This is a genomic window from Microbispora sp. H10830 (genome assembly GCF_014161375.1).
GTDB lineage: Bacteria > Actinomycetota > Actinomycetes > Streptosporangiales > Streptosporangiaceae > Microbispora > Microbispora catharanthi.
The window spans coordinates 558,769-579,247 of the sequence record NZ_JABBWX010000001.1 but is presented as its reverse complement, the minus strand read 5'-3'; the positions used below and the strand labels follow the sequence as shown (position 1 = coordinate 579,247).

Genomic DNA, 20,479 nt, shown 5'->3' with positions numbered 1-20,479 from the left:
CAAGGGGGACCCCGTGCTGGACCAGATGACTCTTTACCCGGTGGCCGACGACGAGTTGTTCGCACCCGGAGGCCGCGTGGTGATCCGCACCTACGGAGTCGCGGCACCGGCCGACCCGGCGGACGGGCGGCCCAGGTTGGTGGCGTACCGGACATGGGTCACCGGGGTGCGGGAGCAGCCCAGGTACTGGCGGTGGGGGCACTTCGAGGACGCCCGGCACGGCCACCGCAAGGTCCTGGAATGGCTGACCGGCCGAGGTCCGCAACCCCAGCCGGTCGCCCAGGTGTGACACGGTGTGACACGCGTTCCAGGCGCGCGTCTGATCGGACAGGCGTGATTCAGGCCGGCACGTTTCAGGCCGGCACGTTCAGGTCGGCACGTTCCAGCGGAGCAGGACGGGCTCGTCGTGCTCGTGACCGAGGACGGAGTACGTCCCGGTGTCGAGGCGCAGGTATCTGCCGTGGCCGGCGGGCAGCGACAGCCAGCGCGCCGCCAGCACACGCAGGATGTGCGCGTGCGCGACGACCAGGACGTCGCCGTCCGTCGAGCGGATACGGGCGAGGACCTTGTCCGCCCGCTCCCCGACGTGCTCGACGGTCTCACCCGGGTGCGCCTCGTCACCCGGGACGACGCCGTCGCGCCAGACGTACCAGCCGGGCCGTGATTCGCGGATGTCGGGAGTGGAGACGCCCTCGTAGCCGCCGTAGTCCCACTCCCACAGGTTCGGGTCCACCTCGTACGGCCCGGCGCCGGCCAGTTCGGCCGTGCGGCGGGCCCGCTGCGCGGGACTGACGAGGACCAGTGCGAACGACCGGCCCGCAACCAGGCGGGACAGGGCGCGCGCCTCCTCCTCGCCGTGGGGTGTCAGCGGCAGGTCGGTGCGGCCCGTGTGCCGCCCGGCCTTGCTCCACTCGGTCTCGCCGTGCCTCAGCAGGATGACGTTCATAGAGGGTCCATCTTGCCCGTACGGCCGATTTCACGCGCGACGGCCCCCTTGACCGCCCGCCCGTGGCCTGCAGTAGGGTCCCCGCGGAAAGGGGGCGCCGTGGAGCCGGTGCGGGTGGGACTGGTCGGTGCGGGACCGTGGGCGGAGATGGTGCACGCGCCCGCCCTCGCTGCCGGGCCGCACACGACGCTGGCCGGCGTGTGGGCGCGCAGGCCCGAGGCGGCGCGAGCGCTGGCGGACGCCCACGGCGCGCCCTCCTTCGAGCGGCTGGAGGACCTGTTCGCGGCGTCGGAGGCGGTCGCCTTCTGCGTGCCGCCCGCAGTGCAGGCCGAGCTGGGCGTGCTCGCGGCCCGGGCGGGCAGGGCGCTGCTGCTGGAGAAGCCGCTCGCGGCCGACCTCGACGGCGCCCGGCGCCTGGCCGGGGCGATCGAGGAGGCGGGGGTCGCCTCCCAGATGCTCTTCACGTTCCGCTACTCGGCGGCGACGGTCGACTTCCTCGACCGGGTCCGGCGGATCGATCCCTTCGGCGGGCACGCCGCCAACGTCTCCGGAAGCCTGCGCGGCGGCCCCTTCGCCACCCCCTGGCGGCTGGAGCGCGGGGCGGTGCTCGACGTGGGCCCGCACATGATCGACCTGCTCGACGCCGCGCTCGGCCGGGTGGTCGCGGTCGAGGCCCACGGCGACCCGCTCGGCTGGGTCGGCCTGCTGCTCGAGCACGAGGGCGGCGCGGTCAGCGAGGCGTCGCTGAGCATGGCGGCCGAGGGCGAGACCCCGCCCAGCCGGATCGACGTGTACGGACGGCTCGGCAGCGCCTCGCTGCTCGGCTCAGAACTCGGCGACGTCTTCCCCGAGGTGGTCCGGCAGTTCGCGGGCACGGTACGCGACGGCGGCGGGCATCCGCTCGACGCCCGCCACGGCCTGCGCCTGCAGGAGATCATCGACGACGTGGAGCGGCAGCTGCGGGCCGGCTGACCAGGGCCAGGCCCGCGACCAGAGCCAGGGACGCGATCACCGGCGCCGGGCCGGGCGCGAAGCCGGTGATCGTGAGGGTGAGCAGCGCGCCGCCGACGAGCGGGACGGCCGCCGGCACGAGCCGGTGGGCGGCGGCGCCCACGGGGTCCTCGAAGCGGCCGAGCAGCGCGGTGAGCGCGACCAGGACCAGCGCCAGGGCGGCCAGCCACAGCGGGACGGCGCTCCACCAGGCCGCCGAGCCGGCGTGCGGGGTCGCCAGCCCCAACCCGACGGTCGCCACACCGGCGACGGCGACGAGCGCGGTCATGTGCCACAGGTAGACGGTCATCATGCGCGGTGCGAGCGCGGTGAGCACCGCCTCGGCCCTCGGCCGGGCGGCCAGCGCGTTCAGGGCGGGGCGCAGCAGCATCGCCAGGCCGAGCTGACCGGCGAACAGCGCGAGCAGGCAGGCGCTCGGCGGGGCCATGTTCGAGATCATCCCGGGCATCCCGATCATGCTGGCGGGGTAGGGCCCGGTCGCCACCAGGGCCGCCACCATCGCGAACCCGGCCACCGCGAGCCCGGCGGCCCGCCGCCCCGTCAGCCACTCCAGGCCGCCCTCGGCGTACCGGAACCCGACCTGATGGACCGCCAGCCAGACGAACGCGACGTTGAGGTAGCCGGCGGCCTCCAGACCGGAGAACCGGACCACGTCCATCAGCACCGCGCCGCCCGCCAGCACCGGCAGGGCCACCCCGGTCCGCAGCCGCAGCAGGTGGGGCGTGGCCACCACTGCCAGCAGGTAGACCGCCAGGAACCACAGCAGCTGGCCGACCGTCCGCGCGGCCGTTTCCACCGGTTGCGCGGGCACTCCGAGGGCCACCAGGAGGTGGGGGAGCGGCAACCACACGACCGCCAGAGGCACCACCGGCCAGGCCAGGCGGCGCACTCGCCGCGCCGTCCACTCCCGGGCCGTCCCGCCCCGGCGGGCGGCGGACCTGAAGCTGATCGCGTTGGCCGCGCCCCCGGCGAAGAAGACCAGCGGCATGACCTGTGAGATCCAGGTGACGTACGGAACCGCCGCCAGGGCGTTGCCCGTGGTGAGCCGTCCCTGGGCGTACGACAGGACCGGCATCGTCCAATGCTGGACGACCACCAGGACCATCCCGAAGACGCGCAGGACGTCGATGAAGCGGTCCCGCGGCGCGGGCGCGGCCGGGGCCCTCTCGGGTGCGGGGGGAAGCATGGTCAGGGACACGGGGGGCCGCCTTCGCTGTGTCGGGCCGCCGCGGGGGGACGCCCGCGGGCGGCGGGGCCGGGGGCCTGGGGTTCCCCGGTGTGCGGGTCTGTGGAGCTCGGGGTCTTCGGGGTTCGGTGTCTTCCGGGGTCGAGGTCTGCGAGGCTCTGACGCCTCGGAGTTCCGGTCCCGTCGAGCACGTCAAGCGTCCCGCCGCGGCCCCGTCCGGCACAGCGACGCGGTCCCTACTTCCGATCATGGGCGGCCCCCTACCGCCCGGGGTAGGGCCAGCCCTACCATCCCCGCGTACGCCCAGGCAGGCGGCGTGATCAGTTGCTGATCGCGGGGGCCTGGCGCAGGTAGGTCCCGTCGGAGACCTGGCCCAGGAGAAAGGCGGCCATGTCGGCACGCGTGATCGACGGCCCCACGACGCCGTGCCCGTAGTGGCCGACCTTGACGCGTCCCGTGGCCGGCCCGTCGTCGAGCCTGGCGACGCGCACCAGGGTCCAGCCGAGGCCGGACGCGCGCACCAGGTCCGCGGCGCGGCGGACCTCCGCGTACGGACCCGGCGCGACGGTCTTCACGAAGGCCACCAGGCTCGCGAACTCCGCGTCGGGAAGGTCGCGCGGATCGGGCACGCTGCAGGTCGACACCACGACGAACCGGTCGACGCCCGCGTGCTCCATCGCGCCGATGATCCTGCGGGTGCCATCGCTGACGGAGCCGACGCCCTCGACGACCGCGTCGGCGTCCCGCACCGCTTGGACGATCGCGTGGTCGTCGTCGAGCTCGCCGGCGACGACCGAGAGCCGGGGATGCGCCGTCCGCATCCTCCCCGGGTCGCGGGCGTAGGCGGTGACGTCGTGGCCCGCGTCGAGCGCCTGCCGGACCAGCAGGCGCCCCATCCGGCCGGTCGCGCCGAAGATCGTGATTCGCATCGGCCTCCCCTTCTGCTAAAGAATGTTTACCACTTAAAGAAGTTTAGCAGTAGCTAGACTGGGCGGGTCATGGAAGAGGTCGGCGACCCCAGGTTGGCGCGCTGCATGCAGGTCCTGTCGGTCATCGGCGACCTGTGGACGCTGGCGATCCTGATGACGCTTCAGGCGTCGGAGATGCGCTTCAACGAGTTGCAGCGGGCGATCCCGCGGGCCAACGCCGTCACTCTCACCAGCCGTCTGCGCAAGCTCGAAGACGCCGGCGTCGTCAGCCGGACCGTCGAGTCGAGGGGCAAGCAGTCGACGGTCTACGCCCTCACGCCGTTCGGGCGGAGGCTGCTGCCCATCGTGGACGCGGTCCGCGCGGTCGCGCTCGACCTCGAACGGTCGGATGAGGCCCCGCGTTGATCCCCGGCACGGACGGGGCGGGGGTGGACGCCGCGTGAGGGGTTGATACCGTTGCGTCCGACGCGCACCGCGCAGCGAAGTCCGGTGAGAACCCGGCGCTGTCCCGCAACTGTGGTTCCCCGCCCCCGGGGACGAGCCAGGTCGCCTGCGCCGTGCGCCGACGCCATCGACCCTCGTGGAAAAGGGTGATCCGTCGCTTCCAGCGGGTCCCTCGATTCCCGGCATTCCCCCTGATGGAGGACCTCGTGAGGCCCGTACGCACGGCCGTCGCGGGTGTGGTGCTGGGCGTGCTCGCTCTGGCCGGCTGCGGCCAGACCGACGGCGCCGCCACGTCCGCGACCCCCACCCCCGCCGCCTCGGACAGCGCCGGACAGGGCGCCTTCCCCGCCACGATCCAGGCGGGCAACGGCGCGGTGACCATCGCCAAGAGGCCCGAGCACATCGTGTCGCTGTCCCCGACGGCCACCGAGATCCTTTTCGCGATCGGCGCGGGCGCGCAGGTGGCGGCGGTGGACGACCAGTCGAACTACCCGCCCGAGGCGCCCAAGACGTCGCTGTCGGGGTTCAAGCCCAACGTCGAGGCGATCGTCGCCGCCAAGCCCGACCTCGTGGTGCTCGCCAACGACCTGGAGGGCGTGGTCGCCGGGCTCGGCAAGGTCGGCGTGCCGGTGCTGCTCGAACCCGCCGCCACCAAGCTGGACGACACCTACGACCAGATCAGGGACCTCGGCGCGGCCACCGGCAACGCGGCCAAGGCCGACGAGGTGGCGAGCGGCGTCAAGCAGAAGATCGACACCCTCGCGGCGGCGGCGCCGAAGGGCAAGGAGCTGACGTACTACCACGAGCTGGACACCACGCCCTACGCGGCGACGTCGAGCACGTTCATCGGGCAGGTCTACAGCCTCTTCGGGCTGAAGAACATCGCCGACGAGGCGCCCGACGCGGCGGGCGGCTATCCCAAGCTGTCGGCGGAGTTCATCGCCAAGGCCGACCCCGACCTGATCTTCCTCGGCGACACCAGGTGCTGCGGCCAGAACGCCGCCGCGCTGGCCAAGCGGCCGGGCTGGTCCGGCCTGTCCGCCGTGAAGAAGGACCGCGTGGTGGAGCTGGACGACGACGTCGCCTCCCGCTGGGGGCCCCGGGTCGCCGACCTCGCCCAGGCCGTCAGCGACGCCGTGCAGAAGGCGGCGAGCTGAGCCGGTGGTGACGCGGACGCCCCTGGTGGTGCGGTGAACGGCGACGCGGTGCGGCCGGTGGTGGCGTGATGACGCCGGCGCGGCCGCGCGGCCGGGCGCTGTTGGTCGCATCCGCCGTGCTGGTGGCCAGTCTCGCCCTCGGCCTGATGGCGGGCGCGGCGGGCATCTCGCCCCGCGCCATCGCGCTGGCACTGCTCGACCGGCTGCCGCTGGTGTCCGTGCACTCGGGCCTCGCACCGGTCGAGGAGGGGCTGCTGTTCCAGCTCCGGGTGCCGCGGGTGCTGCTCGCCGCCGTCGTGGGCGGGCTGCTCGCCACGGCCGGGGCCGGCTACCAGGGCGTGTTCCGCAACCCGCTGGCCGATCCTTACCTGCTCGGGGCGGCGGCCGGGGCCGGCCTCACGGTGACGCTCGTCGTGGTCTTCCTGGGCGGAGACGCCGGGGTGACCGCGGTGCCGATCGCCGCCTTCGCCGGGGCCGTCGGCGGGGTGTTCCTCGCGTACGCGCTGGGCCACACGGCGGGCCGGGGCGGCGGCACCGCGACGCTCGTGCTCGCCGGGGTCGCGGTCACCTCGTTCCTCACCGCCATCCAGACCTTCGTGCAGCAGCTCAAGGTGGACGAACTGCAGCGGATCTACTCCTGGATCCTCGGCGACGTGGGCGGCGGCTGGGACCAGCTCCGCATGATCGCGCCGTACGCCGTGGTCTCGACCGTCGTCATGCTGCTGCACGGGCGGCTGCTCGACGTGCTGTCGGTGGGCGACGAGGAGGCGGTCAGCCTCGGTCTGCGCGCGGCGCGCGTGCGCTTCGTCGTGCTGCTGGCCGCCTCGCTGGCCACCGCGTCGGCGGTGGCGGTGAGCGGGCTGATCGCGTTCGTCGGGATCGTGGTGCCGCACGTGGTCCGGCGGCTCGCCGGCTGGTCCTACCGGATCGTGCTGCCGCTGTCGTTCCTCGGCGGCGCGGCGTTCCTCGTGCTGGCCGACACGATCGCGCGTACGGTGCTCGCGCCGGCCGAACTGCCGATCGGGGTGGTCACGGCGTTCGTCGGGGCGCCGTTCTTCGTCACCGTCCTGCGCGTGACCCGGCGGGTGGAGACGTGAGCGGGCGCGCCGTACCGGCCGTCGAGGCGCGCGGCGTGGGCGTCACGCTGGGCGGGCGGCGGGTGCTCACGGACGTCACGCTGTCGGCCGCGCCCGGCCAGTGGCTGGCGGTCATCGGGCCGAACGGCGCGGGCAAGTCCACGCTGCTGCGGGCCGTCGCCGGGCTGGTGCCGAGGGAGGGCGAGGTGATCGTCGAGGGGACGGCCGTGGACGACCTGCGCCCGCGCCGGCGGGCCCGGCTGATCGCCTACGCCCCGCAGAGCCCGGCGCTGCCGCCCGACATGACGGTCTACGACTACGCGTTGCTGGGCCGTACGCCGTACATCCCCTATCTCGGCGGCGAGAGCGCGCGAGACCGCGAGGTGACGCGGTCGGTGCTGGAACGGCTCGACCTGGACGGCTTCGCGTCCCGGCCGCTCGGGCACCTGTCCGGCGGCGAGCGGCAGCGGGTCGTGCTCGCCAGGGCGCTGGTGCAGCAGGCGCCGGTGCTGCTGCTGGACGAGCCGACCACGGCGCTCGACCTGGGCCACCAGCAGCAGGTGCTCGAACTCGTCGACCGGCTGCGCCTGGCCGACGACCTCACCGTCGTGACGACGCTGCACGACCTCAGCCTCGCCGCGCAGTACGCCGACGCGCTCGTGCTGCTGGCCGCCGGGCGCGCGGTCGCGGCCGGGCCGCCCGCCCGGGTGCTGGCCGAGCCGCTGCTGACCGAGCACTTCGGCGCCCGCGTGCGGGTGGAGCCAGGACCCGAGGGGCGCCCGGTCGTCCACCTGGTCCGCCCGTCGATCGCCTCGATGGTGGAGGAGGCATGACGGGCGTCCCGCGGCCGTCCCTGACGCACCGGGTGGAGGACGGCCTGCGGCTGGGCGCGCTGCTGTGGCGGTTCGGGCCCGGCTGGCGGATGATCTCCTCGGCGATGCTCGGCGGCGGCATCGGCCACCGGGAGTGGGTGCTGAACGTGCAGGTGGCCGCCGGTTACTCGCGCATGGACCCGGTCGAGCACATGGACGCGCTCGGTCCCGGCGGTGCCGGGGTCGGCATGATGACGGCGGCACTGGTGGAGCGGTACGCCGCGGCGGCCGACGGGGGAGCGGAGGCCGTCGCCACGGTCGGCCTGGGCGTGCCGACCTGGGCGGCCGCGCCCGACGGCGTGCCCGACCCCGGCCTGCCGGCCGCCCCGGAGACCGGGAAGGAGCCCGGGCGGGAGGCCGCCGGCCCGGCCGCTTCCGGGACGGCGCGGGAGGCCGCCGGCGCGGGCGACGTCAGGGTGTGCGATGCCCGTGTGCGCGATGCCGGTGTGCGCGATGCCGCGGTGTGCGACGCCGGCGAGCGCGCGCCGCGCCCGGGGACGATCAACATCCTGGTGGCCGTGCCGGTCGCGTTCTCCGATCCGGCGCTGGTCAACGCCGTCATGACGGTCACCGAGGCGAAGACGCAGGCGCTGCTGGAGGCGGGATTCCCCTGCACCGGGACCGCGTCGGACGCCGTCTGCGTCGCCGTACGGGAGGACGGCCCGGCGGAGGCGTTCGGCGGCCCGCGCTCCGTCTGGGGCGCGCGGATCGCCCGCGCGGTCCACCGGGCCGTCCTCGACGGCGCGCGGGACTGGCGGACCTGGCGGGCTAGGACGTGAACGTGATCGTGTTCACCATGTGGTCGATCATCGACCGGTCACACCGGCCGGCCGGGCAGAAGAACGTGACCAGGACGGTCGTGCCGGCGTCGCCCTGACGGACGACGTAGGCGAAGAAGTCGAGCCGTCCGGCCTGCTGGGGGTCGCTGAGCACGCCCTCGATCCGGAACGCCGGCCTGGCTCCGACCGTCGTCGGTGTCGGCACGCCGTAGTAGGTGGTCGCGCCCGGGAGCGCGGGGCCCAGGCTCTCCTGTAGCTCCATGGGCGAGTCGGACGTGCTCAGGGTGTTGCTGACCTGGGCGAACACGCCCGTGGCCCGGTCCGGATGGCCCGTGATGATGGGGTTCACCTTCGACCAGTCGGTGTTGCCCGGCACCGCGAACAGCGCGTTGAACTCGTCCACGGCCGGGGAGGCGATCATCCACTGGTCGGCGTTGGTCTTGGCCTCGCCCCAGGCCGAGGGGTAGGACATGGTGAACGGCGCCGCCGTACTGCCCGGGTAGGTGTTCCACGTCGCGGCGGTGTCCCCTCCCTTGGTGAGCAGGAGCGCGGCGGCGACGGCGATGGACACCAGGACCGCCAGGCCGCCGATCAGCGGCCCGAGCGGCAGCCTCCGCCGGTGGTCCCGCGAGGCCGCCGACGCGACCGTCGCCTGCGAGTGCGGCGACGCGGGAGGGTACGACCCGTGCCCCTGCACCGCACCCTGCACCGCACCCTGCACTCGGCCCTGCACCGGGCCCGAGGACGGGTGGCTCACGGGCGGGCGGGACGCCGCGGGCACCGAGCCGGAGGGATGAGAGACGGGCGGCCTGGTGCCGGGAGGGAACGAGGAGGGCGTGACCGGCGGGTAGGACCCCTGCGGACGGGACCCGGCGGATCCCGGGGATCCCGCGGAGACCGGGGGATCCGGGGGATACGAGGGAGAGACCGGGGGATAGGACGGGGAGACCGGGGGATAGGACGGGGAGACCGGCGCCGGGTCGCCCGCGCCGCCGCTGATCGCGTCGCGCAGCGCGGACACGAACGCCTGGCATGTCTCGAACCGCTCGCCCGGCGACTTCGCCAGCGCCCGCGTGATCACGGCGTTCACCGCGTGCGGCAGATCCGGCCGGTACGGAGTGAGCGGCGGCGGGTCGTGGGACACGTGGGCGTAGAGCAGCGCGAGTTCGGTGTCCCGCTGGAACGGCGGCTGCCCGGAGAGCGCCTCGTACACGACGCAGGCGAACGCGTACAGGTCGCTCCGGCCGTCGACCGGCAGGCCCCGGATCTGCTCGGGGGCGACGTAGCGCGGGGTGCCCATGAAGTGACCGTGGCTGGTCAGCCCGGCCTCGGCCGCGGAGCTCTTGGTCAGCCCGAAGTCGGTCAGGTAGACGTGGTCGGACCGCGTGACCAGGATGTTGGCCGGTTTCACGTCGCGGTGCACCAGGCCGTGGGCGTGCGCGGCGTCCAGCGCGGAGGCGATCTGCGCGAACAGCGGGTTGGCCCGCCCGACCGGCAGCGCGCCCTCCGACTGCACGAGCTTGCGCATGTCGTTGCCCTCGACGTAGCGCATGGCGATGAACAGCAGGTCGTCGCGCTCGCCGGCCTCGTACACCGGGATGATGTTGGGGTGGTCGATGCTCGCCACCATGCGGGACTCGCGCACGAACCGGTCGCGGAAGCGGTCGTCGTGCGCGAGCTGGGGCGCGAGCACCTTCAGCGCGACGGCCCGCCCGAGCCGCTGGTCGCGGGCCCGGTAGACCGTCGCCATGCCGCCCCGCCCGACGACCGCCTCGACCGTGTAGTCGCCGAGCCGCCGCCCGACAAGCGGCGGCATCACGGGCCCCTCGGTCATGCGGTCTCCCCCTTGAACGTTCTGTTGATCACGAATCGGCCGGGTTCCCGCAGAAGCCGCAGAAGCGGTGTCCCTGGCCCAGCCGCATGCCGCACTGCGTGCAGAACTTCAGCTGTGCCTGTCCACGCGGCGGCGACGGGTTCGGCGGGTACGAATGCCCACGCGGCGGCGAGGGGTCGGCCGGAAGCGCGTGCCCGTGCGGCGGCGACAGGTCCGCGGGGTGCGCCTGCCCGCCGGGCGGGGACGGATCCGCGGGCACAGGAGTCACCGGAGCCGGCCCCATGACCTCGGGCGACCGGGCGGCCTCGGCCCCGAACACCCTCGTCACGGCGTACGGCGGCCAGGAGTTCTCCCCGGGCGGGTAGGACCCGGCGTCGCCCGCGAAGTCCCCCTGTGCGGCGAAACCGTGCCCGTCGATCCCCGGGTCCGGCTGGCCGCCGGTGTCGGGTCGGGCGGCGCTCCTGCGGCGCAGCAGCACGACCCCCACGGCCAGCAGGGCGAGGACCACGACGCCGCCGGCCGCCCACACGTACGGCGGCACCGACGACTTCGGCTGCTTGGGAGCGGCCGGGCGCGCCGCCGGTTTGGCGCCGGCGTCCTCCGCCGTGCCCGCCTTGGACTGGGCGACCCGCAGATGGTCGGCCGCGACCGCGTGGTCGGGCCGCAGGTTGAGCACCTGCTGCAGCGCCGGTATCGCCCCGCTGTAGAGCTTGTTGTGGTAGGAGGCGAGCGCGTTCTCGTACACGACGTCGACCGGGCCGCGGCGGGGGGTGACCCCGGCGGCGACCAGCGCGCTGCGGATGTCGTCGGCGGGGGTGATGGTCACCGGCTCGCCGCCGCCCCCGGAGACGAACCCGACCACCTCGCTCTTGCCGTCGTCGATGAGGGCCGCGCCGGGCGCGCCGTCGTCCAGCAGCTTGGCGACCTTGTCGCGCTCCTTGAAGGTCCGGCTGCCCGGCGGGTCGAGGTGCGCGGTGTCGAGCTTGGGCGGCAGCTTCGCCGACGGCCTGCCGGTGAGGGTCATCACGTCGAGCGACTCGACCGCGCCGCCGATCACCGTGCCCAGCGGGACCGTGGGCAGCGACTGCTTCTCGCCGCCCTTGGTGACCTTCAGCACGGCCGGGGCCGCGGGGGACGTCCCGCTGGTCAGGATCTGCGCGGGCAGGCCCCCGGGCGGCGGCGGGTCGAGGTTGGGGTACACGCTGACGTTCGTCGTGACGTCGGCGATGCAGGTCGAGTCGGTCTGCTGCGGCGGGTAGCACGCCTGGAGTCGCCGGTCGAGGTCGGCGTCGTCCAGCGAGTGCCGCTTGAAGTCGGCCGGGATCTTCACCTTGAAGTATTCGGCGAACACCCGGTTGGCGGCGTACACCCGGGGGTCGTCCGCGGTCTGCACGACCTGGGTCGCCGTGACGACCACGCCGTCGGGCGTGACCGTGAAGCCGCTGCCCTTCGCCAGGTCGACGTCGTAGTCCCGGGCCAGCTGCTTGATCACGCCGCGGTCGTCGAGCAGCGTGATGCGGACGTGCGAGGAGGACTCCACGCGTACGGCGCCGGGGGTGACCCGGTCGGTGGAACCGCTGGGGTGCGGGTGGAGCATGGGCGCCGCGAGCGCCGAGAGCGCGCCCAGCCCCGCGATAAGGGAGTGCAGGCGGGGCATCTGCTTCTCCTAGGCCTGTTCGGAACGCTTCAAGCGTCTCAGCGCGGACAGTGCTCGACAAGGTGGGTATCGTGACCGACACCCACTTGATACAGGGCGATGATCGTGCCGTCGCTTGACGTTGACTTGCAGGCCGATTGCGGGACGTCTGTTGCCTGATGCGCGCTATGCCGGGCAGGGATTACTCTGCGCGCATGCGCTTGTCCCCCCTCCGCTCCGTCCCCCGCGTCGACCTCCTGATCGGCCTCGCGATCATCGCGCTGGGCACCCTTGAGGCGTTCACCGTGGCTCCGGCGTACGGCGAGCCGCGGCCCGAGCTGTGGTGGGTCGGGCAGGCGCTGGTCACCGGCGTCCTGGTCTGGTATCGCCGCAGGGCTCCCGTGGCGGTGTTCATCCTCATGATCCTCGCCCAGTACGTCTGGCACCGGCAGGGCCACCCGGGCTGCCCCGTCTGGCAGCTCGCCGCGCTGCTCATCGTCTTCCACACGATCGGCGCCCATCTGCCGGTCAGGCACGGCGGAGCCTGGGCGCTCGCGGGCATCCTGATCTTCGATTCGGGTGCCGTCGACCACCGGTTCCTGCCGTTCGACGAGGTCATCTACCTCACCGTCATGTTCGGCTCGGCGTACGCCACGGGGCTGGCCCTGCGCGGCTACCTCCTGCGCGCGCACCGGATGAGCGAGCGGGCGGCGCGGCTGGAGGTGGAGCGGGAACGCCGGGCCGCCGAGGCCGTCGCCGCGGAGCGCAACAGGATCGCCAGGGAGCTGCACGACGTGGTGGCCCACAGCGTCAGCATGATGGTCATGCAGGCCGGGGTGCTGCGCCGCCGGATGGGCGCGGCGCAGGAGGACGGCCCCTCCCAGGAGGCCGAGATGCTCAGCGGCATCGAGCGGGCGGGCCGGGAGGCGGTCGAGGAGCTGCGGATCATGCTCGGCGCGCTGCGGATGCCGCAGGACGAGGCGCTGCCCCAGCCGGGGCTCGACATGGTGCCCAACCTCATCTCGACGGTGGGATCCTCGGGGCTTCGCGTGAGGCTGGAGACGGAGGGCGAGCCCGTACGGCTCGCGCCCGGTCTCGACCTGTCGGCCTACCGGATCGTGCAGGAGGCCCTCACCAACGCGGTCAAGTACGCCGGGGACGCCGACGCGCGCATCCGGATCGCCTACCTCCCCGACCGGCTGGAGCTCGAGATCACCGATAATGGCGGGGGCGCCGGACCGGCGCTGTCCACCGGCAACGGGCTCATCGGCATGCGCGAGCGGGCCGAGCTGTTCGGCGGCTCCCTCGACGCCGGGCCGCTGCCGCAGGGCGGCTACCGCGTCCGCGCGACGCTGCCGATCTCCCAGGGAGTGCCGATGAGCGAGGCCACGAATTGACCATCCGCATCGTCCTCGCCGACGACCAGGCGATGATCCGGGCCGGCCTGCGCATGGTGGTCGAGAGCGAGCCGGGGATGGAGATCGTGGGCGAGGCCGCCGACGGCGCCGAGGCAGTCGCCCTGGCCCGGCGGGTGCAGCCCGACGTCGTGCTCATGGACATCTCGATGCCGCGCATGGACGGGCTCACCGCGGCGAAGCAGCTGCTCGACGCGCCCCGGCCGCCCAAGGTCATCATGCTGACGACGTTCGACACCGACGAGAACCTGTACGCCGCGCTGCGCGCGGGCACCAGCGGCTTCCTGCTGAAGGTGTCGCCGCCCGAGCAGCTCGTGGAGGCCATCAGGGTCGTCGCCGCGGGTGACGGCCTGCTCGACCCCGCCGTCACCACGAGGGTGATCGCCTCCTTCGCGGGCCGGCACGAGCCGGTCCGGCCGCCCCAGCTCGCCGAGCTCACCCCGCGTGAGCTGGAGGTGCTGCGGATGCTCGCCCGGGGCCTCACCAACGCCGAGATCGCCAAGGAGCTCTTCGTCGGCGAGGCCACGGTCAAGACCCACGTCGCCCGCGTGCTCATGAAGCTGAACCTGCGCGACCGCGCTCAGGCGGTCGTGTTCGCGTACGAGTCGGGCGTGGTGACGCCGGGGTCGGCGCTCGGGTAGTACGACGCCCATTCGGCGTTCGTCATGCGCAGCACCTTGAGTCCGAGGTAGCCCAGGGCGATGACGGGGGCGCCCCAGAACGGGATCATCACCGGGCTGTACGGCACCGCGAGCGAGCCCAGGTAGCCCAGGGCCACGACGGCCGGCACCCACCAGTGGACGAAGCCGGTGCGCCAGACGGCCAGCAGGAGCAGCGGCAGGCCGACCATGCCGAGGTAGAGCCACGGCATCACGAAGCCGAAGATCGTGCCGGGCAGGTTGAACACCTCGTCGAACATCTTCTGGCCCTGCTCGACCGGGTAGTGCTGCCCGAACCACCACTCCACGGGGTCCATCATGAGCAGCGCCGACTGGCTGATGTAGCCGACGATGGTCATGCCGCCGGCGATGTGCCCGAGGACGACGGACCTCTTGCGCACCAGGTGCAGCAGGCCGAAGGCCGCGATCGGGACGAGCAGCCAGCTCCAGTGGTAGAGCGCCGACTCCAGCTGGGCCAGGGCCGGGTTGTCGCCGTAGCTGAGGATCTCGCGGTCGTCGCCCCAGGTGCCGGGGTCGACGAGGAGCGCGACCAACTGCAGCAGCGGCGCGACGAAAAGCAGGACTCCGGTGACGGTGCGCCGGAAGGCCACCGAGTCGGACAGTTTGAACATCGATCTTCCCCTTCGGGTCTGTCTCCCTACGGCCGGTGACGGTAGGTGAGCGACCCCCGGGGACTCGTCCGCCGCTCGGGTGATGTCTCCTCATCCGCTAGAGCGACTTATCGCCGCAAGGCTAGGTATGTGTATATTTTCCGGAAGACGGCTCACACTACGGGAGATTTTTCATGAAGGCTTTCCCGGCGGTCCTGTTCGACGAGGCGCACAGCGAGGCATGGACGATCCGGCGAGAGGTCGCCGAGGCCATGAATCCCGCCCACCCCGACGACAACAGCTATGCCGAGGCCGCCGGGGCGCTGCGGCGGCTCGGCCACACGGTGCGCGCGCACACCGAGGGCCCGATCACGCGGGACGTGCTGGACGGGTGTGACGTCTTCGTGGTCGCGCACCCCTCGGCCGAGCGCTGGGAGCGCACCACCGGGGTCGGCAGCCCCGTCTTCTCCGCCGAGGAGATCGACGCGCTCGAGGCGTACGTCGCGGGCGGCGGCGGGCTCATCGTGCTGGCCGAGCACGAGCAGGAGAAGTACGGCAGCAACCTGGGCGAGCTGCTCACCCGGTTCGGGGTGACGGTCGAGCACGCGACCGTGCAGGACCCCGCCAACTGCCACAACACCGTTGCCACCTGGATCCTCGGCGTCCCCTCCGCGCAGGCCGTGACCGAGCGGGGCGGTGTGGCCCAGGATTTGCTGGCAGAGGTGCGCCGGGCCTGCTTCTACCGCGCCGGGACGCTCGGCGTGCCGGCCGGGGAGAGCGTCCTGTTCACGACCTCCGGGTCCGCCGACCCCGCGAACGCCCCGCTCGTCGCCGCCGTACGGCACGGCCGCGGCCGGGTGGTCGTCCTGGCCGACTCCGACCTGTTCGGCGATGACTCGATCCACGACTACGACCACGAGAAGCTGTGGGGCAACCTGGTGACCTGGGCCGCCCGCGTGCCCGAGGCGTCCGGCGCCGCCCGCGTGTCCCGCCCCGAGGTGGCGGAGGAGTTCGCCCGGCTGAAGGCCGCCGTGGAGCGGCTGCGCCCGCTCCAGGCCAAGGACGGCTCGGTCACCGGCGACCACGACGAGGCCGTGGCGTGCATCAGCGAGATCGTCGACGGCATCGGACGGCTCGCGCCGCACTTCCCGCACGACGCCGAGTATCTCGACGCGGTGATGAAGGACTTCCGGGCGTGGGTGTCGGCCGGCCTCGGCGTGCCGGACTTCCTCGACTCGCTGAACGTCTTCCACCCCGACGCCCAGCGGATCGACGGGCTGGAGCACCTGGTCGTCTTCCCGATGTACACCCAGAACGGCAATCCCAACCGCAACGTCGAGGCGGTGTGGATCCGGGTCGTGTGGCCCGAGTGGCTGGCCGAGCTGGAGCGGGGCGGCTACGACAACCCGATGTTCGTGCCGATCACGTTCGTCGACTTCACCACCGGCTACGACACCAACTCGGCCGTGCTGTTCCCCGAGACGGTGGTCGTGCGCCAGACCCCGCCGCGCTTCACCTGGGGCGGCATCTTCTGCGACCGCGAGGCGGCCCGCTTCCGCCGGGTCAGCGAGGCCGCCGCGGCCACGCTGAAGCTGGAGCTGCCGCCGGACGCCGCCCGGCTGCTGGCGTCCCAGGACCTCGCCCAGGACACGTTCGTGCTGTGGGACCTCGTCCACGACCGCACGCACAGCCACGGCGACCTGCCGTTCGACCCGTTCATGATCAAGCAGCGCATGCCGTACTGGCTCTACAGCCTGGAGGAGCTGCGCTGCGACCTCACGGCGTACGGCGAGGCCGTGAAGCTGGAGGCCGCGGGCGTGCCGCACGCGCGGTACGTGCAGTACGCCATCCTGTTCGACCGGCTGTTCCGCTTCCCCATCACCGGCGAGCGGGTGCGCAACTACGACGGGCTCGGCGGCCAGCTGCTGTTCGCCTACCTGCACCGGCAGGGCATCGTGCGGTGGACCGACAACCGGCTCACGATCGACTGGTCGCGGGTCGCCGACGGCGTCGCCGACCTGCGCGGCGAGGTGGAGAAGCTCTACCGCGACGGCATCGACCGGTCCAAGCGCGCGCACTGGCTCGCCGCGCACGAGCTGGTCGCGACGTACGTCGAGCCCGACCCGGCGTCCGCGTGGAAGCAGGGCGTGCAGGCGCTGCCCACCGAGCAGAAGGCCATGGTCGACGCCGTGCTGCCCGACGAGTTCCCCCTGAGCATGTTCTACGAGGCCCTGCGCCGTAAGCTCACCGACGTGGTGGAGTCGACCCGGGGCATCCGGGCGTGAACGGGGCCGGGGAGGAACGCGCGATGAGCAGGGTGATCGTGGTCATGGGGGCGGGCGGCCCGGCAGGCCGCGCCGTCGCCGGGAAGTTCGCCGAGCTCGGGGACACGGTCGTCGGCGTGGACAAGTCCGGCGCCGAGGGCTGTCTGGCCGTCGACCTGCTCGACCGGGACGCCGTACGCGGTCTGGCCGAGCGGGTGCGGGCCGAGCACGGCCGGGTGGACGGCGTCGTCCACCTGGTCGGCGGCTGGCGCGGGTCGAAGACCTTCGCCGACACCTCGCTCGACGACTGGGACCTGCTGCACGACCTGCTGATCAGGACCCTGCAGAACGTGTCGCTGGAGTTCGAGCCGCTGCTGCGGGCGAGTGAGAACGGCCGTTTCGCGATCGTGTCGGCCCGGGCCGCCCAGAAGCCGACGCAGGGCGGCGCGGCGTACGCCGCCGCGAAGGCCGCCGCCGAGGCGTGGACGCTGTCGCTGGCCGACGCGCTGAAGGACACCTCAGCCGCCGCGGTGGTCCTGGTGGTCAACGCGTTGGTGCACGATGAGATGAGGGCCGCGAACCCGGACAAGCCGTATCGGACCTTCACCGATGTGAAGGATCTGGCCGCGGCGGTCGCGGGCCTGTGGGACGAGGAGCCGGCCGCGGTCAACGGCCGCAGGATCGACCTCACGCCCTGATCTACGCTGCTGATCCGGACCCGCGGCCCGGCCTGGACGGGCCGGCCGCGGGCCCGAAACCGCGATGGGGAGACATCTCGTGACAACCGATGCCGTACGCCGGCACGACCCGGCGAGCCGGACGTTCGCCAGCGACAACTACGCGGGGGTGCACCCCGAGGTCCTGGAGGCGATCGCCCTCGCCAACGGGGGACACCAGATCTCCTACGGCGACGACGTCTACACCGAGGCGGTCCGGGGCGTCTTCCGCAGGCACTTCGGCGAGCAGGCCGAGGTGTTCCCGGTGTTCAACGGCACGGCGGCCAACGTCGTGTCGCTGCGCTCGATGTGCGCTCACTGGGAGGCCGTGGTCTGCCCCGAGACCGCGCACATCAACACCGACGAGGGCGGCGCGCCCGAGGTCACCGGCGGGCTGAAGCTGCTGACCGTGCCGACCCCGGACGGCAAGCTCACGCCCGGCCTGATCGACCGGCAGGCGTGGGGGTTCGGCGACGTGCACCGGGCGCAGCCCCGGGTCGTGTCGATCTCCAACGCGACCGAGCTGGGCACGCTCTACACCCCGGCCGAGATCAAGGCGATCTGCGACCACGCCCACGAGCTCGGGATGTTCGTCCACCTCGACGGATCGCGGATCACCAACGCCGCCGCCGCCCTGGACGTGCCGCTGCGGGCCCTGACCACGGACGCGGGGGTCGACGTGCTGTCCTTCGGCGGCACCAAGATCGGTCTGCTGCTGGGCGAGACCGTCGTCGTGCTGAACCCGGAGGCGTCGCGCGGCCTGCCGTACCTGCGCAAGACGAGCATGCAGCTCGCCTCGAAGATGCGCTTCGTGTCGGTGCAGTTCGAGGCCCTGCTCGGGGGCGACCTGTGGCTGCGCAACGCCCGTCAGGCCAACGCGATGGCCCGGCGGCTCGCGGACGCCGTACGTGACCTGCCCGGCGTGAGCGTGCCGCGCCCGGTCGAGGCCAACGCGGTCTTCGCGATCCTGCCGGCCGATGTGGCCGACCGGCTGCGCAAGCGGTTCCGGTTCTACAACTGGAACGAGCAGATCGGCGGGGGCATGGTCGAGGTGCGGTGGATGTGCGCCTTCGACACCACTGAGGCCGACGTGGACGCGTTCGCCGCGGCGCTCGCCGAGGAGCTGCGCGCCTAGCCGTGACCCGCGGCCGTCGTCCCATCGTTGGCGGGAGCCTCCCGGCTGGGCCACGCGATGTCGTCGACCGCCAGAAACGGCTCGCCCGCCACGCTCGCCGGGGTCACTCCGATGAACTCCATGACGTCTCGATGCAGATGGGACTGGTCGGCGTAGCCGGCCTCCGCCGCGACCCGGGCCGCGCTGCCACCCGCGACCAGGCGGTGGGCGGCGTGGTCGAAGCGGACCAGCTTCGCAGCGCGCTTGGGCGGCAGGCCGATCTGCGAGTGGAATCGGGACCACAGGCGCTTACGGCTCCATCCGAGCTCGGCAGCCAGCCGGTCGACCCGGACCAGGCCGCGGCCTCCGACGATCCGGCGCCAGGCCCAGGCCACCTCCGGGTCCACCGGCGGTCCCGCCTCATGCCGGCGGGCGAGCAGCGCGCCGGTCAGCGCGAAGCGATCCTCCCAGGAGGAGACGCCGGCCAGCCGCTCACGGATCTGTGACGCCTCCCGGCCCCACAGGTCGTCGAGGGCCACCACGGCGCCGTCGAGATCGGCGGGGGAGACGCCCAGAATCGCGCGCGCGACGACCGGGGACAGGCGCACCTGCACGCACTCGACGTTCTCCCCCCGTGCCCAGGCCGCGCCTCCGGACCCGAGCCCGGGCCCCGCGACGAGACTTCCGCGCTCCTGCCGCCCGGCGGCGTAATCCACGACGGGCGAACCGGCGCCGAACTCCAGCAGCAGCGTCACGGCCGGGTGCGGGACCATCCGGAGCGCGTCCAGGTCACCGACGCGGAACCCGGCCATGGTGACACCGGCCACCCGGCTGGGCCCCCGCGGGGAGGCGACGTCCCACACCGCCTCACCGTGCACGAAAGTCGACACGGCCGCCAGGCTATGCGAGCGCCGAGGGGAACGACCGAAGGGAACATTCGTCCAAGACACGGCGCCCGCCGGCGGCGACAGTGGGCGCATGACTGTTTCCGACGGCAATCGGCATGCGGAAGCCGAGGCCACCGAGAGTTCGACGCTGTCCCTGGACGACGGCGACATCCACGTGTGCCAGGACGGCCCCCGCGACGCCCCAGCGCTCCTGCTGATCCACGGGTCCGCCTCCTCGACCCGCTCGTGGGACTCTCTGGTTCCGCTGCTGACCGGATCGCATCGCGTCATCCGGATCGACCTGCTCGGGCACGGGCGGTCGGCCAAACCGGCCGGCCCGAGCTACGCGACGCCGGACCAGGGACGCCGGGTCGGCCTGGCACTGGACCGGCTCGGCGTCGAGCGCGCGATCGTGGCCGGTCATTCCAGCGGCGGCGCGGTCGCCACCGCTCTCGCCGAGCAACGACCCGACCTGGTGATCGCGCTCGTGCTCATCAACACCGGACCCGGCATGGACGCCTTCATCGCATCCGAGTCCGCCGCGATCGCACCGTCGCAGTGGCCGCCGACCGACGAGCAGATCCGCCGGTTCGCGAGCACCGGTTTCAGCCGCGCGGGCTATCAGATCCCGCAGGAGCTTCTGGACGAGGTGCGCATGATGACCTACCACACGCTCACCACGACGATGGGGGCCACCCGCGCCTACCTGGAGCAACAGACGCTCCCGGAGCGGCTGACGGCCCTCGGCAAGCCGCTGTTGGTGATCTTCGGAGAGGACGACCGCAGATGGCGATCCTCATCCGCCGCCGACTACCGGACGGTTCCGGGCGCGAAGGTCGAGCTGCTGCCCGGTCTCGGGCACTCGCCCATACTCGAGGACCCGGCGAGGACCGCACGCCCCCTGCTGGCCTTCACCGCGATCCACGCCGCGAGAGGCTGAAGG

The 20,479-nt window shown here is 72.9% G+C and carries 20 protein-coding genes; 13 read left to right on the top strand and 7 right to left on the bottom strand.

Annotation, left to right across the window (positions count from 1 at the left end):
• Nucleotides 1–13: 13 nt before the first annotated feature.
• Nucleotides 14–289, top strand: coding sequence for a hypothetical protein (locus HHX35_RS02705; RefSeq protein ID WP_182897407.1), 276 nt, complete (start codon nt 14–16; stop codon nt 287–289).
• Between the two features lie 78 nt (nt 290–367).
• On the opposite strand, the gene HHX35_RS02700 is transcribed toward HHX35_RS02705, so the two are convergent.
• Nucleotides 368–946, bottom strand: coding sequence for a histidine phosphatase family protein (locus HHX35_RS02700; RefSeq protein ID WP_182897406.1), 579 nt, complete (start codon nt 944–946; stop codon nt 368–370).
• 99 nt (nt 947–1,045) lie between these two features.
• On the opposite strand from HHX35_RS02700, the gene HHX35_RS02695 reads away from it, so the two are divergent.
• Complete coding sequence (locus HHX35_RS02695) at nt 1,046–1,918, top strand: Gfo/Idh/MocA family protein (RefSeq protein WP_182897405.1); 873 nt, start codon at nt 1,046–1,048, stop codon at nt 1,916–1,918.
• Here HHX35_RS02695 and HHX35_RS02690 read toward each other — a convergent pair.
• A complete protein-coding gene (locus HHX35_RS02690) occupies nt 1,881–3,155 on the bottom strand; it encodes an acyltransferase (RefSeq protein WP_310738859.1) in 1,275 nt (424 codons plus the stop codon). The genes HHX35_RS02695 and HHX35_RS02690 overlap by 38 nt on opposite strands.
• Before the next feature lie 308 nt (nt 3,156–3,463).
• On the bottom strand, nt 3,464–4,072 hold the full coding sequence (locus HHX35_RS02685; RefSeq protein ID WP_182897404.1) for an NAD(P)-dependent oxidoreductase: 609 nt from the start codon (nt 4,070–4,072) through the stop codon (nt 3,464–3,466).
• Nucleotides 4,073–4,141: 69 nt separating this feature from the next.
• Here HHX35_RS02685 and HHX35_RS02680 point away from each other — a divergent pair, with 69 nt between their 5' ends.
• The 5 genes from HHX35_RS02680 (at nt 4,142) to HHX35_RS02660 (ending at nt 8,400) form a co-directional block, all read left to right on the top strand.
• Complete coding sequence (locus HHX35_RS02680; protein WP_182897403.1) at nt 4,142–4,477, top strand: helix-turn-helix domain-containing protein; 336 nt, start codon at nt 4,142–4,144, stop codon at nt 4,475–4,477.
• A 245-nt stretch (nt 4,478–4,722) separates the two neighbouring features.
• Nucleotides 4,723–5,673 (top strand): ABC transporter substrate-binding protein, encoded by a 951-nt coding sequence (locus HHX35_RS02675; RefSeq protein WP_182897402.1) that lies wholly within the window; start codon nt 4,723–4,725, stop codon nt 5,671–5,673.
• 68 nt (nt 5,674–5,741) lie between these two features.
• The gene (locus HHX35_RS02670) at nt 5,742–6,770 is read left to right on the top strand and encodes an iron ABC transporter permease (RefSeq protein WP_139578104.1); all 1,029 of its coding nucleotides are present in this window, start codon (nt 5,742–5,744) and stop codon (nt 6,768–6,770) included.
• Complete coding sequence (locus tag HHX35_RS02665) at nt 6,767–7,582, top strand: ABC transporter ATP-binding protein (RefSeq protein ID WP_182897401.1); 816 nt, start codon at nt 6,767–6,769, stop codon at nt 7,580–7,582. The genes HHX35_RS02670 and HHX35_RS02665 overlap by 4 nt, the downstream gene beginning before the upstream one ends.
• Nucleotides 7,579–8,400, top strand: a complete 822-nt coding sequence (locus HHX35_RS02660) for an adenosylcobinamide amidohydrolase (RefSeq protein ID WP_182897400.1) — start codon at nt 7,579–7,581, stop codon at nt 8,398–8,400. The genes HHX35_RS02665 and HHX35_RS02660 overlap by 4 nt, the downstream gene beginning before the upstream one ends.
• Here the strand turns inward: HHX35_RS02660 and HHX35_RS42460 are convergent.
• A complete protein-coding gene (locus HHX35_RS42460; protein WP_220504902.1) occupies nt 8,390–10,234 on the bottom strand; it encodes a serine/threonine-protein kinase in 1,845 nt (614 codons plus the stop codon). The two genes, HHX35_RS02660 and HHX35_RS42460, sit on opposite strands and share 11 nt — an antisense overlap.
• A 28-nt stretch (nt 10,235–10,262) precedes the next feature.
• On the bottom strand, nt 10,263–11,891 hold the full coding sequence (locus HHX35_RS02650) for a zinc ribbon domain-containing protein (protein WP_182897399.1): 1,629 nt from the start codon (nt 11,889–11,891) through the stop codon (nt 10,263–10,265).
• A gap of 194 nt (nt 11,892–12,085) precedes the next feature.
• Here HHX35_RS02650 and HHX35_RS02645 point away from each other — a divergent pair, with 194 nt between their 5' ends.
• Together HHX35_RS02645 and HHX35_RS02640 are read left to right on the top strand one after the other, a co-directional pair.
• Entirely contained in the window at nt 12,086–13,267 is a 1,182-nt protein-coding gene (locus HHX35_RS02645) for a sensor histidine kinase (protein ID WP_182897398.1), read from the top strand.
• Complete coding sequence (locus HHX35_RS02640) at nt 13,264–13,926, top strand: response regulator transcription factor (protein WP_182897397.1); 663 nt, start codon at nt 13,264–13,266, stop codon at nt 13,924–13,926. The genes HHX35_RS02645 and HHX35_RS02640 overlap by 4 nt, the downstream gene beginning before the upstream one ends.
• On the opposite strand, the gene HHX35_RS02635 is transcribed toward HHX35_RS02640, so the two are convergent.
• Nucleotides 13,866–14,576 carry a hypothetical protein gene (locus HHX35_RS02635; protein ID WP_182897396.1) on the bottom strand — a complete coding sequence of 237 codons (711 nt, stop codon included), beginning with the start codon at nt 14,574–14,576 and terminating at the stop codon, nt 13,866–13,868. The genes HHX35_RS02640 and HHX35_RS02635 overlap by 61 nt on opposite strands.
• Before the next feature lie 173 nt (nt 14,577–14,749).
• Between HHX35_RS02635 and HHX35_RS02630 the strand changes: the two genes are divergently transcribed.
• From HHX35_RS02630 to HHX35_RS02620, 3 genes are all read left to right on the top strand, one after another.
• Nucleotides 14,750–16,840, top strand: coding sequence for a DUF6421 family protein (locus HHX35_RS02630; protein ID WP_182897395.1), 2,091 nt, complete (start codon nt 14,750–14,752; stop codon nt 16,838–16,840).
• Nucleotides 16,841–16,863: 23 nt separating this feature from the next.
• The gene (locus HHX35_RS02625) at nt 16,864–17,517 is read left to right on the top strand and encodes an SDR family NAD(P)-dependent oxidoreductase (RefSeq protein WP_182897394.1); all 654 of its coding nucleotides are present in this window, start codon (nt 16,864–16,866) and stop codon (nt 17,515–17,517) included.
• A 64-nt stretch (nt 17,518–17,581) separates the two neighbouring features.
• A complete protein-coding gene (locus tag HHX35_RS02620) occupies nt 17,582–18,670 on the top strand; it encodes a low specificity L-threonine aldolase (protein WP_139578113.1) in 1,089 nt (362 codons plus the stop codon).
• Here HHX35_RS02620 and HHX35_RS02615 read toward each other — a convergent pair.
• A complete protein-coding gene (locus HHX35_RS02615; RefSeq protein ID WP_182897393.1) occupies nt 18,667–19,539 on the bottom strand; it encodes an AraC family transcriptional regulator in 873 nt (290 codons plus the stop codon). The two genes, HHX35_RS02620 and HHX35_RS02615, sit on opposite strands and share 4 nt — an antisense overlap.
• 88 nt (nt 19,540–19,627) lie before the next feature.
• On the opposite strand from HHX35_RS02615, the gene HHX35_RS02610 reads away from it, so the two are divergent.
• Entirely contained in the window at nt 19,628–20,476 is an 849-nt protein-coding gene (locus HHX35_RS02610; protein ID WP_182897392.1) for an alpha/beta fold hydrolase, read from the top strand.
• Nucleotides 20,477–20,479 lie beyond the last annotated feature (3 nt).

Excerpts from the sequence above, each read along its gene's own strand:
- HHX35_RS02700 (WP_182897406.1), bottom strand. The coding sequence starts at position 946 with ATGAACGTCATCCTGCTGAGGCACGGCGAGACCGAGTGGAGCAAGGCC.
- HHX35_RS02685 (WP_182897404.1), bottom strand. The coding sequence starts at position 4,072 with ATGCGAATCACGATCTTCGGCGCGACCGGCCGGATGGGGCGCCTGCTG.
- HHX35_RS02680 (WP_182897403.1), top strand. The coding sequence starts at position 4,142 with ATGGAAGAGGTCGGCGACCCCAGGTTGGCGCGCTGCATGCAGGTCCTG.
- HHX35_RS02670 (WP_139578104.1), top strand. The coding sequence starts at position 5,742 with ATGACGCCGGCGCGGCCGCGCGGCCGGGCGCTGTTGGTCGCATCCGCC.
- HHX35_RS02660 (WP_182897400.1), top strand. The coding sequence starts at position 7,579 with ATGACGGGCGTCCCGCGGCCGTCCCTGACGCACCGGGTGGAGGACGGC.
- HHX35_RS42460 (WP_220504902.1), bottom strand. The coding sequence starts at position 10,234 with ATGACCGAGGGGCCCGTGATGCCGCCGCTTGTCGGGCGGCGGCTCGGC.
- HHX35_RS02650 (WP_182897399.1), bottom strand. The coding sequence starts at position 11,891 with ATGCCCCGCCTGCACTCCCTTATCGCGGGGCTGGGCGCGCTCTCGGCG.
- HHX35_RS02645 (WP_182897398.1), top strand. The coding sequence starts at position 12,086 with ATGCGCTTGTCCCCCCTCCGCTCCGTCCCCCGCGTCGACCTCCTGATC.
- HHX35_RS02635 (WP_182897396.1), bottom strand. The coding sequence starts at position 14,576 with ATGTTCAAACTGTCCGACTCGGTGGCCTTCCGGCGCACCGTCACCGGA.
- HHX35_RS02630 (WP_182897395.1), top strand. The coding sequence starts at position 14,750 with ATGAAGGCTTTCCCGGCGGTCCTGTTCGACGAGGCGCACAGCGAGGCA.
- HHX35_RS02625 (WP_182897394.1), top strand. The coding sequence starts at position 16,864 with ATGAGCAGGGTGATCGTGGTCATGGGGGCGGGCGGCCCGGCAGGCCGC.
- HHX35_RS02620 (WP_139578113.1), top strand. The coding sequence starts at position 17,582 with ATGGGGAGACATCTCGTGACAACCGATGCCGTACGCCGGCACGACCCG.
- HHX35_RS02610 (WP_182897392.1), top strand. The coding sequence starts at position 19,628 with ATGACTGTTTCCGACGGCAATCGGCATGCGGAAGCCGAGGCCACCGAG.